Below are 13,778 nucleotides of genomic sequence, written 5' to 3'. Positions count from 1 at the left end.
CGAGATTGAGCTACTAGGTTAACTCCCGTTGGTTACAGATTAAAAATTGCTGTAATCGGGGCGTGATCCGAACCCGGTTCTCCCCGCCGCTGATTTGGGTCATCGCTGATGGAGGGGAGAGTGGCGCCAATATCGACATGGCTGTCGACTTTAGGTAACTGGCGAGGCTGTCCAGGCAATAGCTCCTGGCTGACAAAAATATGATCGATTAGCTCTTTGTTGGTTTGGTAAACCCGCGAGTATCTCCTCTCTTGAGGAATCAGAGAAGCTAAGTTAAACAACCTAGTATCATCCCCCTTATCTCGGTGTTTGAATCCAGCGGTGCCAATCTCGCTGCCATTCGGACCTTGCAAGATCTGAGTAGTAGCAGCAGAGGGTACATCATTCAGGTCACCTAGAATAATAAGCCCCTGCTTAGCATTGTTCTCTAGTAACTCATTTGCTTTAACCCGCAATGCAACCGCCTCTGCCGTCCGTCTCAAAAGCGCTAAACCAGCCACTCGGGCACGCTCGTTTTCATCGCTAGGGGCAAACCTCGGTTGATTCGCTTTTGGCGGAAAGGTGAGTAGCTTTGATTTCAAGTGTGCATTAATCAAGTGAATTGCCATATCTTGCTTAGGCCTGACAAGAATGCGGAGAGCACCTCGACCCATGCGAGTAATTTCAGTTATGCTCTCTTCAGTATCTTGACCCCGCACTTTGAGTAAACTACCTTCAGGAAACGCCGCAATTTCCTCATGTTCCTCAATAGCCAATTTGGCAAGAAAGCCAACCCGAATTCCACGAGGATCTGGGGAAGCAGAGATGTGGGTATGTGGATAACGCCCCTGAAGCAACGCAAGGAGTTCATCAAGGGCCTTTAAATCCCCGATCTCTTGGAGAGCTAGCACATCAGGATCAAGAGCCAAAATTACCTTGGCTAAGCTCTTCAGCTTTTCAGTATACTTCTCTTGTGTTTTAGGACCAAAGGCGTTGCCGAAGCGGTATAGGTTTTCTACGTTCCAGGTCATGACCTTAAATGTAGTCATACTTCCCCCAATCGTTGTAAATAGCTTTCAGCAAAAGTCCAATGCCTGCTTGGACTTTGCCATTACTCTCAAGTAATCTCAAGAGTCTTCTTGACCAGTCTCCACTGTTTCAGAGCATCTCAAATACCGTTGCCCTGACGCCCCCCAAACCAGTGACTAAAACTCCCCTACTCTTACAAACTGTGTAAAAACTGAAAATCGGCGCTACACACAGGCTATTTGTTAATCAACAGATACTGCATGTAGCGCTCCAATCTTACCCGCCAGTTTTCACACAGTCTGTCTCTTGGCTAGATGATGCCGCTGAAGCCACGATATCTACACGCGTAATCTACACGCGTAGAGCGCTGCTTATTGTGCAAGCAAGCTTCTCAGCATCCAGGCGGTCTTCTCATGGACCTGCATGCGTTGAGTTAGCAAGTCTGCGGTTGGCTCGTCATTAGCCTTATCTACTACGGGAAATATTGAACGGGCTGTCCGTACTACTGCTTCCTGTCCTTCCACCAGCAACCGAATCATCTCCTCGGCTGTTGGCACGCCTTCCTCTTCCTTGATAGAGGACAACTGTGCAAATTCCTTATATGTCCCAGGGGCAGGAAAGCCTAGGGCCCGAATGCGTTCAGCTATTAGGTCAACAGCCAGAGCTAGCTCGTTGTATTGCTGTTCAAACATCAGGTGCAATGTCTGAAACATCGGCCCTGTTACATTCCAGTGGAAGTTGTGAGTTTTCAGGTAAAGCGTGTAAGTGTCTGCTAGAAGCTTTGAAAGTCCCTCAGCTATTTGCTGGCGGTCCTGCTCATCAATGCCTATATTGATTGGCATCGCTCGCATCTGCGCAGCTATATTCGTTTGCATTTGCTTATCTCTCCTCCAGAGTGGGACTTTCTTCCGTTTACCCTGGAATCATAGCAAAATTATTTGTGGTTATGGAGGATCACAGCTATAAAACCACAAAAATGCAAAATGATAATGCGTAATGATAAAGAACCTTGAAACGCAGTTTGCGATCCTTTTTCTATTCGCTACCTATGCTAGATCAAGGAAAATATTGTGCCCACACAATGCGAGTGCCTGCTGAATAGCTCGCTCAATCTAGCCATCAACAAAAACAAAATATTATCTTGATGCTGCATTAAGATAGATTACTTAGCGGGCAAATGTTTCTTACGCTCTTTAGAAGAGCCTTACAGGTGAAGCTGTGGTCTATGAAGCTCAGAGATTGCCCGCACTGCAGGCAATCTTGAGCTTTCGTTCGTTCCTTACAGGTTCCCGTTCTTCACGTCCTGAAGACCTTTCTAGCGAGTGCGCTCACCGTTGACCAGAAACTCGATAACTGGGGCATAGGTTTCTCTTTAAGGTTTGACATTCACGGGCTTGACCATAGCACAACAAATTTCATGCTTATGTCGTTTTATGCCAAGGACGGTAGACAGGAGACATCTCTTAAATAGATTAGAGCTAATCCTTGCCCTATCAGACTTCAGCTTTGGTTGAAACTTTTTCTGTTGTTTGTGCCAGCGAGTTAGCCCGTAAGGCACGGAACATTCCGAATCGGCAAAGACCTGTGCCAAAGGCTAGCCGCATCAGCAGAAGGGTCGGTACTTCGCGCAGAGATTTAACCAAACCAGATGGACCAAATCGCACCAATCCCTCTGGGCGAGCTACTCCCTGCCAGATAGAATCTAGCCAAGAAGGAAGGGTTTGTTCCGTCCAGTCTGCTGTTACCACTCTTCCCTCAACAAACCCTGTTGCTTCTAAAAGCTCGGAAAAGCCTTCGATGCTTGAGAATGCAGGATGGGACCACTGATCGAGGAGCTGCTGCATGACCGGTCTCTCCCAGAAATTGAGCGGATTTTGGCGGTCGTCCCTCTGATTCCAATCAGCCACAACCAACACGCCACCCGGTTTTAGCACTCTCATTAACTCTCTAGCGAAAATGGCTTTATCTGGCATGTGGGGTCCAGCTTCAATCGACCAAACTACATCAAAACTCGCATCTGGAAACGAAAGTGACATAGCATCATCCACCAAAAACTGCGCGTTAAGTTCCTTAGAAGTTAACTCTTGAGCGCGTTTAACCTGCTGGGGACTGATGGTGATACCGGTGACTGCAAATCTATAATCCCGTGCCAAGATGCGGCTGCTGCCCCCAATACCACAACCAACATCTAAGACCGTAGTGCCGGGGGGTAATTGATCTAAGCCACCCCAACGCACCATTTCATGCACAAAGTCAGATTTCGCAGCTAGAAAATCCTTCTGTTGGGGCGGTGAACCATAATGACCTAAGTGAATATGATCCCCCCAGTAAAACTCCAAAATACCGTCTTCAGTCCATTCGTCATAGGAATTGGCTACAGAATTAGATGACTGATAACGGCGAGCCGTGATTAGATAAAACGCGACGCCCAGTACGAGCAGGACAAGGAAAAGTCCAAGCGTCCAGAAAAACAAACCCATTGAGACAAAACCTAATGTTTTTGACGATTTTACCCCATTACTAGACGGCAAGATCCGGTTTGCTCAGAGCGAGTCTATTGATAAAGCTCCTTGACCGTGCTTTGCTTGCATTTTTAGTGAATTCTCTTTTGACCAATCGTATTTAGTCTGTATTTAGTCATCGATCAAATATCCCTATCGCTCATGCTATTGCTGCATTCACAGGTTGGGTTAGCTTCTCATCTGAAGTTAGCCTCTTTGACTCAGCTTCTGGTTTCTAGCAGGCCTCATCTTGATACTCACCGCTTTAGCTGTCTGAATTGTTAGTACCGGAGGCCAAGTAGCGGAGCAATCTGAGCCACCAGCAGACCATACTCAGCTAGATCTTTATTTGGGCTGCTCGCTCAGCCCGCTGGCTCACCCTAGAGGATCGCTTTATCAAGTCTGGGGGGAGCACCGGTGGCCTCTCTGCATTGCCCCCAAGCCCCTCTAAGCATCTTCTACAGCTACCCCTAGATCTGCTCCTCGCCACGCCTCGAAATTCTTCTACCTAGACTGTTGACACTCAAACTGTTAGGGGCTACATTAAAGACATCGAGAGTTCGAGCCCAAACAGTCTGAGGTAAAGAAAATGAAAATCGCCCTTCGCAATGCTGCTGTAGCTTCCCTCTTCTTAACTCTTGGCTTCGCCTCCTTCGCTCAAGCTAATGGCATTTCCGAGAAGGTCCGCGAGCGCTTTGAGACTGCTGCAGTTCCTACCCAAGTGCGCAATCACTTGCTGACCGCAGAAATTCCAGCTCAAGTTCGGGACCACATGTTGACAGCAGAGATTCCCCAACAGTTGCGGGACCGCCTCTTAACCGCTTCTGCCAATGTCATCAGTCCTTCTGACGCTCAGTACGGCGTTCGTAATCTGCAATCTGCAATTCCTACCAAACTGCGTGAACGCTTCGAAACCGCAGAGATTCCCCAACAGTTGCGGGATCGCTTTGAAACGGCTGCAATCCCTGCTCAAGTGCGTGACCATCTGCTGACTGCTTCTGCTAGCCCCGAGGCCAATGGCTACTACACCGGCCTGATTCAGCAAGCCTAAGCGGCTTCCAATGTCTGACCTCGGCTGATCGCAGCCACGTAGTTTTTAAGATCCTGAAAGACTAGCAGACTGCTAAAGCAAATTTTAATTCTGCTTTTCAAGCTTGGGTTAGTAATTAAGTAGGTAATTCATAAGAGCCTCCTTTCAGTTATGAAGGGAGGCTTCTTAGTGAGTCTGGTATCTGTTGTTGGTCAGTAAGACCTCAACAAATTTCTACATAGGAGTAATTCAGCAAGGGAGGCAGTTGGTTTCGAAAGTGCTGTTGCCCACAAACCTGAAATCACGAGTAAAGGAAACATCTGTTGAATCTTGGATAACCGCAATTAAATCTCCACTTTGAGTATAAAGCCCTGTATCTTGAGCTGAACTACCCATCCAGTAACCATAACTAAAATAGTAATTACTGGCGTCACCATAAGCCTGAATATAATCAGCAGTTAAGTCCCAATCAGTGATCAGAGCATAGGATGAATCTACCCCAGCCCCATTAGAGCCACCCAAATAGCATATACCGTCAAAGCGTCCGACGACAAAGGTGTCAGATCCGCTGCCACCCGTTAAAGTATCAATTTCTTGATTGTAGTAGCCGGAGAAGCCATCTAGTGTGTCGTTGCCGCTTCCGCCGTCTAAAGAGTCGTTGCCATAGCTCCCATAAAGAGCATCATCCCCATGCCAGCCGTTTAAGGAGTCATTACCATAGCCTCCGTAAAGACTGTCATTACCCGCGTCCCCATACAACGTGTCATCTCCACTATTACCGTAAGCAACAAGATTTTCAGGGCTGAGCCAGTTTAGATAGTCGCTGCCATCGGTGCCGTAGTAATACTCAGTCATTGCTGTGTTCCTTGGTGTAGATGCTTTGTGAGGCGATGACCTTAAGTTAAAGGAACCAGCCTGATAACACACGTACTTTTTACGCCAGCTTTAATGTGGAATTTAGACACCCGAGGTTCAGGAAACCGTTAGAGCAGTTGCAGAAAACAGCAATTGGAGAGAAAGTCTTTTTCTGCTATGTACCGACACTTCAAAAGAACGCTCTTAAGGTGTAAATCTTTGAGCAACTGCAGCCACTAAATTTAGGATTAAGTTGCTGGTTCACTGATAGCTTTTGTTTACGGAAGGCTACCAGATGCTACCGGCTTGATGAGATGAGTTCAAGCTGAGGCGCGTGCAGGTGGTTTAGCAGGTTGTGGGCTTGGCAGGTTTAGCAGCTAAGCCAAGACATGAAGCCAGTTGGAATGCCAATTCAGCCTGTTCGGGAGAAGCCGCTGACCTGTCCGTGCTTCTGTCAACTGGCTCTTAAGCCTTGTGGAGATCGAGCCGAAACGATGGCCCTATACGATAGAGGCGAGACAGCTTAGGGTGAGGGACAGTGGGCTAGCCATGCCTTGCGCTCCCTTTGCCCTGAAGCCTAGAGGACGGCCTGTTTTTGCCCCTCACGTCTCTCGCAACCCGCCACTCCGCTGATCCATGCCAACCAGTCAACAGATTCAGGCAGAAATCCAAGCTCGGTTCGGCTTTGTCCCCCCTTTTTTCGCCCCGGCCCAGCAGCACCCACAAGTGCTGGAGAACCTCTGGCAGCAAACAGTCTCTGCCTACTTGGACAATCCTCTGCCTGCCCTGTTTAAGGAGAAGCTCGCTGCCTATCTAGCGCGCTACTGTGCGACTCCCTACTGCTTGGTCTGTCACAGCTGTACCTTGAGCCTCTTGGGCATGAAGGCCCAGGAGGTGTTAGCCCTACTCCAATCTCCTGGTCCGACGGCAACAGACATTCAGCAATTTCTCGAAGTGCTAGCAGGCGAGATGGATGCCCTAACAGATTGGCCAGCCCCAGGATCACTGCTCGAAACAAGCTTACTTGCCTGTAGCATTTTCATTTTTTTAGAACGACAAGAGACCGAGCGCTGTCGGGGTGAGTTGCATCGGCTGTTGGGACCCTTGAACTATCAACACTTAATCACCTTCATTGCCTATTTAAAAACCTGTCACCTATGGGTAGAAGCCCATCCCGAAGTGGCGTATGAAGCTGATCCACGCGCCCGCAATCATCTAAACGCTTTAGTACAAAGTGAATCCAGACTGGGCAACTTTTTCGCCAATTATGGGGAGCGAGTTAGGCAGGAACAACAGAGCAAGGCCGAGCTGCAAGCGGAGTTAACTGCGCACAAGCAGGCTGAGGAGTCGCTGCGACAGACTCATAACGAACTAGAAAGCCGAGTGAGAGAACGGACGCAGGAACTAGCACTTCTGAATGAACAGCTAAGGGCCGAAATTGCTGAGCGCCAGCGGGTGCAGCTCTCTCTCCAACAGCGTGAGGAGCATTTTAGATCGCTAGTTCATAACATCCCTGGCGTAATTTTTCGCTGTGCCTATGACTTGGCTTGGACGATGGAGTACGTCAGTGATGGCATTGAAGAGCTGACAGGTTATCCTGCTGCCGACTTTATCGGTAATCGGGAACGCTCCTTCGCCAGTATTGATCACCCTGAAGATTTAGCAATGATTGCGCAAGTCGTTCAGCAAGGATTGGACGAGCGACAACCTTGGATGCTCGAGTATCGGATCATTCGTGCCAACGGCAGCGTGCGTTGGGTCTATGAGAAGGGTCAGGGCATTTTCAACCAGGATGGTAGCGTGTGTTGGATTGATGGCGCAGTTTTTGACATCACTGAGCGCAAGCAAGCAGAGGAAGAACAAAGACGGCAGCAGGAGCTTCTACAGACCATCTTTGAGAAAATCCCTGTAATGGTGGCCCTCTTTGATGAGAGGGGTCGGGTCAAAATGACTAATCCCGCTTGCGAAACCACACTTGGATGGCCCGCAGAAGAGATACAGTGCCGTGATCTAATGGTCGAGCTTTATCCCAATTCCCAGTATCGTCAGAGCGTTTTAGATTGCATTCGTAGTGCAGAGGGAAAGTGGGAAGATTTTAGAACCAGGACGCGAGATGGAAGAATTTTAGATACCTCTTGGGCGAATGTGCTGCTGTCAGATGGCACGAGCATTGGCATTGGTCAAGATATTACTGAACGCAAGCAGGCAGAGGCCAAGCTGCAGCAGTTATACCAACGGGTGCAGTTGCTTAATACTGAACTTGAACAACAGGTGCAAGAGCGCACAGCTCAATTGCAACAGTCGTTAGAATTCGAAGCGACGCTAAAACGAGTCACTGATAAAGTCCGGGATGGTCTTGATGAGGGGCAGATTTTACAAACAGCTGTTCGAGAGTTGGCTTTGGCACTAGCGGTTAGCTGCTGCAATACGGCTTTATATGACCTTGACCTAGCCACTTCAACCGTCTACCACGAATATGCCCTATCAGGCTTGCCCTCTGCTCAAGGGCAGGTGCTGCAAATAGTTGACTTTATGGAGATTTATTCTCAGCTTTTGCAGGGGCAGTGCCTGCAATTTTGCGGCATTGTTGCTGGCTCTAGCCGTCTCCATGCCGCTATACTAGCTTGCCCCATTTTTGATGATCAAGGCATCTTAGGAGATCTATGGTTATTTAAACCGCTAAACGCAGTTTTCACTGAGTTAGAAATCCGCTTAATTCAGCAGGTGGCCAATCAATGTGCCATTGCAATTCGCCAGGCTCGTCTCTACCAAGCTTCTCAAGCGCAAGTCGCTGCCTTGGAGGAAATCAATCATCTTAAAGACGACTTTTTAAGCACGGTTTCCCATGAACTGCGAACGCCCTTGTCCAACATGAAAATGGCTATTCACATGCTGAGGATGTTTGTATCCGAAGAGCGGTGTGAACGCTATCTCAAGATTTTGCACGACGAGTGTGCTCGGGAAACAGAGCTTATCAACGATCTACTAGACTTGCAACGGCTTGAGGTCGGGGCGGACTGTGTTCATCTAGAAACGTTGCAACTACAAGACTGGCTGCCCAAGATTATTGAGCCGTTTCTGCTGCGGGTTAAAGACCGACAGCAAACTCTTGACGTTGAACTTTCTGCCGACCTACCTCCCTTGATTTCAAATGCTGCTGCTCTAGAGCGGGTTCTAGCAGAACTGCTAAATAATGCCTGTAAGTACACGGCTTCAGGAGGAGAAATTGCCTTGAAGGTAGGGCACATCCCAGAACGACAAGCAATCATTTTTGTCATTCACAACCAGGCCGAAATTTCAGCGACAGAATTGACTCGTATTTTCGAAAAGTTCTACCGCATTCCCGGTGCTGATCCCTGGGGACAAAAAGGCACTGGACTAGGGTTAGCACTCATTCAAAAACTGGTCGAGCGCTTGGGCGGAGAGATCGGTGTGGAGAGCCAAGCAGGTCAAACGACTTTCACTGTGGAACTACCTCAGCAAGGATGGGTTTAAGGGCAAGTTTTAACGGCAGTTCTGCAAAAGCGACAGCAGGGTCTTCGATGGCAACATCTAGTGATGCCATCGAAGCCAGTTAGATACTCTTCAAACGAGTCCAATAGTCATCAAGCAGAGCTTGCGTTGGCTCATCAACCGGTTGAATCCGCTCGCACTTAGCCAAAATTTGCTCGGAGGGTTGCCAGTTGGGATTATTCTTCAACTTTTCGGGAACCAAAGCGATAGCTGCTTTGTTCGGCGTAGAAAAGTTGTTGGCACTGCTGATCTCAGCTGCATTCTCAGGTTGTAAAAGTGCATTGACCCAGGCATAAGCTGCTGCCTTGTTGGGGGCCGCTTTAGGAATGGCAATAGTATCAGTCCAGAGCGAGGTACCACCAGCCGGAATCACATATTTAATGTCAGGGTTCTCATCCCCGATCGCCAGCCCATCGCCTGAATAAGCCATAGAGACAACCACATCGCCTGAGAGCATTTGAGGTCGCCAACCATCGCTGTTGAAACTGGCAATAGTAGGCTTGAGTTCCCGCAGTTTTTCATAGGCTTCTTCGATCTGCGATTTATCAGTGGAGTTGTACGAATACCCCAAAGAGTGTAGGGTCATGCCCATGACTTCTCTAACATCATCGGCTAGAGTCAGGCGGCCTTTGATCTCCTCTTTGAGTTCCCAGAGTGATGTCCAATCGGTCGGAGCTTTCGGCAGAAGTTTGGAATTGTAAGCAATCCCTGTTGTTCCCCAGGTCATGGGCAAGCTATGGGCATTGTTGGGGTCATAGGCTGGGTTCTGAAAGGGTTCAGCCAGTTGATTCAACCCTTGGAGCAAGCTTTTGTCCAGAGGCTCCAACAACCCCAACTCGACCATCTGGGTCACCATGTAATCGCTTGGGCTCAGGATGCTGTAGCCTGCCCCGCCTCTGGCCTGGATTTTGGCCAGCATGGTTTCATTGGAGTCGTAAGTATCGGCTATAACTTGGATACCTGTATTCTGAGTGAATTTCTCTTGAATCTTGGGATTGACGTAACTGGTATAGGTATAAATGTTGAGCGTACCGCTGGCGGTAGCTGAACTTGGTTCACGTTCGGCAGTGCTTGATTTTGCTCCCTTTGAAGAGCCATCTGCAAAGCTACAAGCAGATAGCCCCAGCCCCAACAAGAAATAGCTGGAGCGCTGGACAAACTGTCGCCGTTTCATGGTTGAAAGAGATACCATCGAGCCCCCGATTTTGCAGGCAAACTCCGCGTATTATTATGCCGTAATGCTGTAGCCACGCTCACCACGGCAAGCTAGCGCCAGCCGACCTACAAGCTTGGGAGGTGCAAATTTGGCTTGAAATTTGGCTTGGTAGATGTTTCAGTCCGTCTTTTGTATAGACCCAACCAAGTGTATGGAGACATGCTAAAGTTCTACCGCTTCGATTAACTGAGCGAAGTAGGTACCTATCCCTAGGTGAGTTCTTTAGCTTGAGAATCTCTGCCCCGTCGTCTTGTCGCTGTCAATGGCAGCGACCCAAGGGATGCTAGAACTCAACCTTCTAGCAGGTCCGCTCCGTTCAGTTCCACCGCCCCTCCTCCTCTATGTTGATCCGTTCTGCGACTTTGGCTGATATTCCTTCGGTTCAGGCAATGGTGGCTAAAACCTGCGCTTTGCACGAGGTTTGGGACCCTGTTAGATACAGTTTTCCTCCACACCCTGAACAACGCTATGAGCGATGGCTGGGCAAGCGGGTGGCGGATGAGCGAAGTGTATTTTTGGTGGCGGAGAATGAGGTATCTGAGCCGGGGCAGCCGGTCGCATTAGTCGCATTTCTAGTAGCGGCAATTGAGCGTGAAATCCCAATTTATCGTCTGCAAGAGTTCGGCTTGATTCACGAGCTATGGGTTGAGCCCGAATACCGGAATCAGGGAATTGGGCGTGAACTGCTTTTGCTAGCGATTAAACGTTTGGGTCAAATGGGTATTAAACAAATCCGACTAGATGTTTCTGTTGTCAATGAACCCGCTCGACGGTTGTATGAATCTTGCGGTTTTCGGCCAAGTACTATAGAAATGTTGTTCGAAGCGGATTCTGCAGATTCTAACGAAAGCAGCGAGCCGTAAAACTCAGGATGAAGCAAAAAACTTTTACAGTTCCTAAAATCAGCTTCAGAACTAGTAGAGTGAGTAGCGGCTCTGCCTCTGCTGGCGTTAGATATCTACCTACTATTTATGTCAGGTCTATGTCGAGTCAGTCTCAGGCTGGCCACCTCTCACATGCGGGTAAGAGCTGCTACCTTGGTTAGCTTGTCTGTTCCCAGTCCCTCTAGCTCATCAAGATGCAGCCAGCCCTCTTTAACCAATCTGGCAAAGACGAAGATAAGAGCGGAATATTTGTAGTCGTACTTGCCATCTATTTCGTGTCTTCTTGCACTTAAGAAATCGTGTAATTGCCACATATCATTAGAGTGGCTAATTGCACTGGCTCTTTCGCGAACTTCTTTGGCTACAGCGTCAATTTCCCGCTCATAGGCTTTTGCAAAGGCGGCTTGAGCTACCTCCTTCTCAGTCTTAGACCACTCAACTTCACTGACTTGCATCATCAACTTAAACTCTACGCGGCTGCCTATCTTATCGATCTACACCACTGACGTCAAAACAGCGGAGCGCTCTTGGCTAGAGAGCGCTCGCACCATCATTTGGACGGACCTACACCGAGCGCTTTTCTATCGAATCAAATTCAACAGTTCTTTCGGAGAGGCCAACAAATCAATTGCGACAAAGAAAATCTTGCCTTGAGGATTGAGCAGGAAGCGCCAAGCCATATTCATGCCCACAGCAGCACCAAACCACGGAGTTTGAACTTTGCCCGTGACTTTCACCTGGGTGTAGCCGTCTTCTGTGGGTTCAGAAACGCCTCGCTCCGGAATCAAATTGAGGTTTTGGCATTCTTCATTGAAGAATTGAAGAATCGCATCTCTACCGACGATTGGTCTTTGGAAAGGAGGTTGTAGGGCAGCATCAGGCGCAAATAGGTCAATCAGAGCCCCAAAGTCGTTGGCATTCATGTTGTTCATGTAGCTCAACACCGTTGGCTCAGTAACCCCTTCGATGGCGACCTGAGTTCGTTGGGCTAGGTCCTTGGGAGCGACAACGGGTTCGGTGACTTTGGTATAGTCGCCCAACTTGCCTGGATCAAACCCCATATCAACCACAGAACTGCGTAGGACGGTAATTTGTTGTCCCTGGTCCAGTTCTCTAACCGCTTGCAGTACTGCCGAGGCGTTAGCAGAAAGCTGATAGCCTGCTGGAATCGGAGCAACAAGGCCCTTGTCCATCCACTGCCCAAGTTGATACCAGAACCCTAGCTTGATATTTGCAGACCAAGTCGCATAGGTACGGCAAAGCGGCGTATCAGCGTTATTTGCCAGGTCGCACATAGCCTGGGTTTGCTCAGAGGGAGTCATTTGCCGAATTTGATTTAAGACCCCTTCTGCAAACTGCATACTGGCAGCGCCTGGAGCGGCGACCGTGATGGTCTTACCCATCTCGATATAAGCAAACCAAGTCCATGCCAGTTGGTCTTCGGCGCTAAGTTGCTTAAATCTTGCGATTGTGGCTGGTACTGCATCAGCAGATAGGGTTTGTGGAAAAATACCACGAGCTGAGTCAATCGTAATTGCCATAGCGCAGACCAAACTGTTCGAGATTTACAACCGGCAAAAGCATGCAGCCGAGAGCGCCTGAGCGCCAAGGTTGCAACCTTCCGTTACGAAAGTACCACAAACTTTACAGATTTTAACAATCTCCCGAAGATCACCTGTGCAAGAGGCTCGACAGCACAGAGATCAAACAAGGCCATCTGAGTCCGGCCTGCAAATAGTTGCGTCCGCTCCGACTTTACTTTATGACAAATGCTGGGTTGAGGCAGGCGGACTGAAGGACAGAACCCCTAAAAAGGGGCTAGAAGTACCGTTTCGTCAATAACTCAGCGGCATAAAGCCTGAGATGAGCCACCCCCAATAGCCTTACGAATAGCCTTTCCCTACTAATAAACCCTCAGTGGGCCACTCCATTAATTAACTGGTTAGCCGTTTGTAGGAGTTCTAGATGATGCAGAACTTTCTAAATCCGAGTTTGATTCTGGCAGATAAAGTCGCTCTTCATTGGCGTCATATTCAAATAACTCTGCATAGCGTCCCCAATCTACTGCTGTAGCAAACTGACGCTCTGCTTCTGTGTGAGGGAAATGTTCAGTTCACAAGTCTATGAAGAAGTCTGAGCGCATGGAACCACTACGCTTCTCTCGGAGGGTTTGGACGATGCTGCGTAAAACAGGAACTTGTTTTAGTCCCTGTTGTCGGAATAGATCTTTACTCCGAAGAATCATTGTTGTAGCAAAATCTTGTCCAATCTCTGTCAGTCTGACATCACCCTGAGAAACTTCGGCAAAATCTAAGAGTACAGCTGCGTCGAGAATAGGGAGCAGGTCATCGACGGCCAGTTGCAGCCGTTCTATCATCGTTGGCCCCGTACAGCGGCTTGTCATTGCTGAAAACTCGCCCCTCGCTGGGATAGATCAAGCCAGCCATAACCTGCAATAGCGTACTTTTACCACTACCAGTGCGCCCCAATAAAGCAACAACTTCGCCTGCGTTTACAGCTAAACTAACGTCACTTAAAACGGTGAATTTGCCTTTGCCGTCCGGTAAAGGGAAATACTTATGAACCTGTTCAACAGTGATGAGACGGTCACAGTCATGCTTTGCAGTAGTTGCCATACTCCTTTCCTCTTACAAATGGTATAGCTCTACGCGCATACGTTAGGACATTGCTTGAACGCAGCATCCACACAATCTCGAAAGTTCTCAAACTCATCCAATCGCTGTCGCATCCAATTCTTCAGCACAAACCAC

Annotated in this window: 11 protein-coding genes and 2 pseudogenes; 3 read left to right on the top strand and 10 right to left on the bottom strand. The window is 48.6% G+C overall.

Translation table 11 applies throughout. The features are described from left to right. Positions 1 to 32: 32 nt before the first annotated feature. From H6F94_RS03990 to H6F94_RS03980, 3 genes are all read right to left on the bottom strand, one after another. Complete coding sequence (locus H6F94_RS03990; protein WP_190800944.1) at positions 33 to 1,028, bottom strand: endonuclease/exonuclease/phosphatase family protein; 996 nt, start codon at positions 1,026 to 1,028, stop codon at positions 33 to 35. 351 nt (positions 1,029 to 1,379) lie between these two features. Continuing rightward, on the bottom strand, positions 1,380 to 1,883 hold the full coding sequence (locus H6F94_RS03985; protein ID WP_277877980.1) for a Dps family protein: 504 nt from the start codon (positions 1,881 to 1,883) through the stop codon (positions 1,380 to 1,382). Positions 1,884 to 2,501: 618 nt separating this feature from the next. Beyond that, a complete protein-coding gene (locus H6F94_RS03980) occupies positions 2,502 to 3,488 on the bottom strand; it encodes a methyltransferase domain-containing protein (RefSeq protein ID WP_190800943.1) in 987 nt (328 codons plus the stop codon). A 610-nt stretch (positions 3,489 to 4,098) separates the two neighbouring features. On the opposite strand from H6F94_RS03980, the gene H6F94_RS03975 reads away from it, so the two are divergent. Next, a complete protein-coding gene (locus H6F94_RS03975; protein ID WP_190800942.1) occupies positions 4,099 to 4,560 on the top strand; it encodes a hypothetical protein in 462 nt (153 codons plus the stop codon). A gap of 228 nt (positions 4,561 to 4,788) precedes the next feature. Here the strand turns inward: H6F94_RS03975 and H6F94_RS32820 are convergent, their stop codons facing one another. Next, positions 4,789 to 5,394 carry a calcium-binding protein gene (locus tag H6F94_RS32820; protein WP_190800941.1) on the bottom strand — a complete coding sequence of 202 codons (606 nt, stop codon included), beginning with the start codon at positions 5,392 to 5,394 and terminating at the stop codon, positions 4,789 to 4,791. 636 nt (positions 5,395 to 6,030) lie between these two features. Here H6F94_RS32820 and H6F94_RS03965 point away from each other — a divergent pair. Next, positions 6,031 to 8,889 (top strand): sensor histidine kinase, encoded by a 2,859-nt coding sequence (locus H6F94_RS03965; protein WP_190800940.1) that lies wholly within the window; start codon positions 6,031 to 6,033, stop codon positions 8,887 to 8,889. 79 nt (positions 8,890 to 8,968) lie between these two features. Here the strand turns inward: H6F94_RS03965 and H6F94_RS03960 are convergent, their stop codons facing one another. Then, positions 8,969 to 10,099: an ABC transporter substrate-binding protein gene (locus H6F94_RS03960; RefSeq protein ID WP_190800939.1), complete on the bottom strand. Its 1,131-nt coding sequence runs from the start codon at positions 10,097 to 10,099 to the stop codon at positions 8,969 to 8,971. Between the two features lie 365 nt (positions 10,100 to 10,464). Here H6F94_RS03960 and H6F94_RS03955 point away from each other — a divergent pair, with 365 nt between their 5' ends. Further along, on the top strand, positions 10,465 to 10,986 hold the full coding sequence (locus H6F94_RS03955; RefSeq protein ID WP_190800938.1) for a GNAT family N-acetyltransferase: 522 nt from the start codon (positions 10,465 to 10,467) through the stop codon (positions 10,984 to 10,986). 149 nt (positions 10,987 to 11,135) lie between these two features. On the opposite strand, the gene frp is transcribed toward H6F94_RS03955, so the two are convergent. From frp to H6F94_RS03935, 5 genes and pseudogenes are all read right to left on the bottom strand, one after another. Beyond that, the gene (frp, locus tag H6F94_RS03950; protein WP_190800937.1) at positions 11,136 to 11,465 is read right to left on the bottom strand and encodes a fluorescence recovery protein; all 330 of its coding nucleotides are present in this window, start codon (positions 11,463 to 11,465) and stop codon (positions 11,136 to 11,138) included. A gap of 123 nt (positions 11,466 to 11,588) precedes the next feature. Beyond that, complete coding sequence (locus tag H6F94_RS03945) at positions 11,589 to 12,548, bottom strand: orange carotenoid-binding protein (RefSeq protein WP_190800936.1); 960 nt, start codon at positions 12,546 to 12,548, stop codon at positions 11,589 to 11,591. Between the two features lie 401 nt (positions 12,549 to 12,949). Beyond that, positions 12,950 to 13,384, bottom strand: a pseudogene (locus H6F94_RS33460) (AAA-associated domain-containing protein). Beyond that, positions 13,353 to 13,643, bottom strand: a complete 291-nt coding sequence (locus H6F94_RS32085) for an ATP-binding cassette domain-containing protein (protein WP_242040986.1) — start codon at positions 13,641 to 13,643, stop codon at positions 13,353 to 13,355. Before H6F94_RS32085 ends, H6F94_RS33460 begins: the two are co-directional and overlap by 32 nt. A gap of 29 nt (positions 13,644 to 13,672) precedes the next feature. Beyond that, a pseudogene (locus tag H6F94_RS03935) lies at positions 13,673 to 13,778 on the bottom strand (IS630 family transposase); the annotation flags it as partial.

This window comes from Leptolyngbya sp. FACHB-261, from assembly GCF_014696065.1.
Lineage (GTDB): Bacteria > Cyanobacteriota > Cyanobacteriia > FACHB-261 > FACHB-261 > FACHB-261.
This window is presented reverse-complemented; position numbering and strand designations above follow the sequence as displayed.

Excerpts from the sequence above, each read along its gene's own strand:
- H6F94_RS32085 (WP_242040986.1), bottom strand. The coding sequence starts at position 13,643 with ATGGCAACTACTGCAAAGCATGACTGTGACCGTCTCATCACTGTTGAA.
- H6F94_RS03990 (WP_190800944.1), bottom strand. The coding sequence starts at position 1,028 with ATGACTACATTTAAGGTCATGACCTGGAACGTAGAAAACCTATACCGC.
- H6F94_RS03980 (WP_190800943.1), bottom strand. The coding sequence starts at position 3,488 with ATGGGTTTGTTTTTCTGGACGCTTGGACTTTTCCTTGTCCTGCTCGTA.
- frp (WP_190800937.1), bottom strand. The coding sequence starts at position 11,465 with ATGATGCAAGTCAGTGAAGTTGAGTGGTCTAAGACTGAGAAGGAGGTA.
- H6F94_RS03960 (WP_190800939.1), bottom strand. The coding sequence starts at position 10,099 with ATGGTATCTCTTTCAACCATGAAACGGCGACAGTTTGTCCAGCGCTCC.
- H6F94_RS03985 (WP_277877980.1), bottom strand. The coding sequence starts at position 1,883 with ATGCAAACGAATATAGCTGCGCAGATGCGAGCGATGCCAATCAATATA.
- H6F94_RS32820 (WP_190800941.1), bottom strand. The coding sequence starts at position 5,394 with ATGACTGAGTATTACTACGGCACCGATGGCAGCGACTATCTAAACTGG.
- H6F94_RS03955 (WP_190800938.1), top strand. The coding sequence starts at position 10,465 with ATGTTGATCCGTTCTGCGACTTTGGCTGATATTCCTTCGGTTCAGGCA.
- H6F94_RS03945 (WP_190800936.1), bottom strand. The coding sequence starts at position 12,548 with ATGGCAATTACGATTGACTCAGCTCGTGGTATTTTTCCACAAACCCTA.
- H6F94_RS03975 (WP_190800942.1), top strand. The coding sequence starts at position 4,099 with ATGAAAATCGCCCTTCGCAATGCTGCTGTAGCTTCCCTCTTCTTAACT.
- H6F94_RS03965 (WP_190800940.1), top strand. The coding sequence starts at position 6,031 with ATGCCAACCAGTCAACAGATTCAGGCAGAAATCCAAGCTCGGTTCGGC.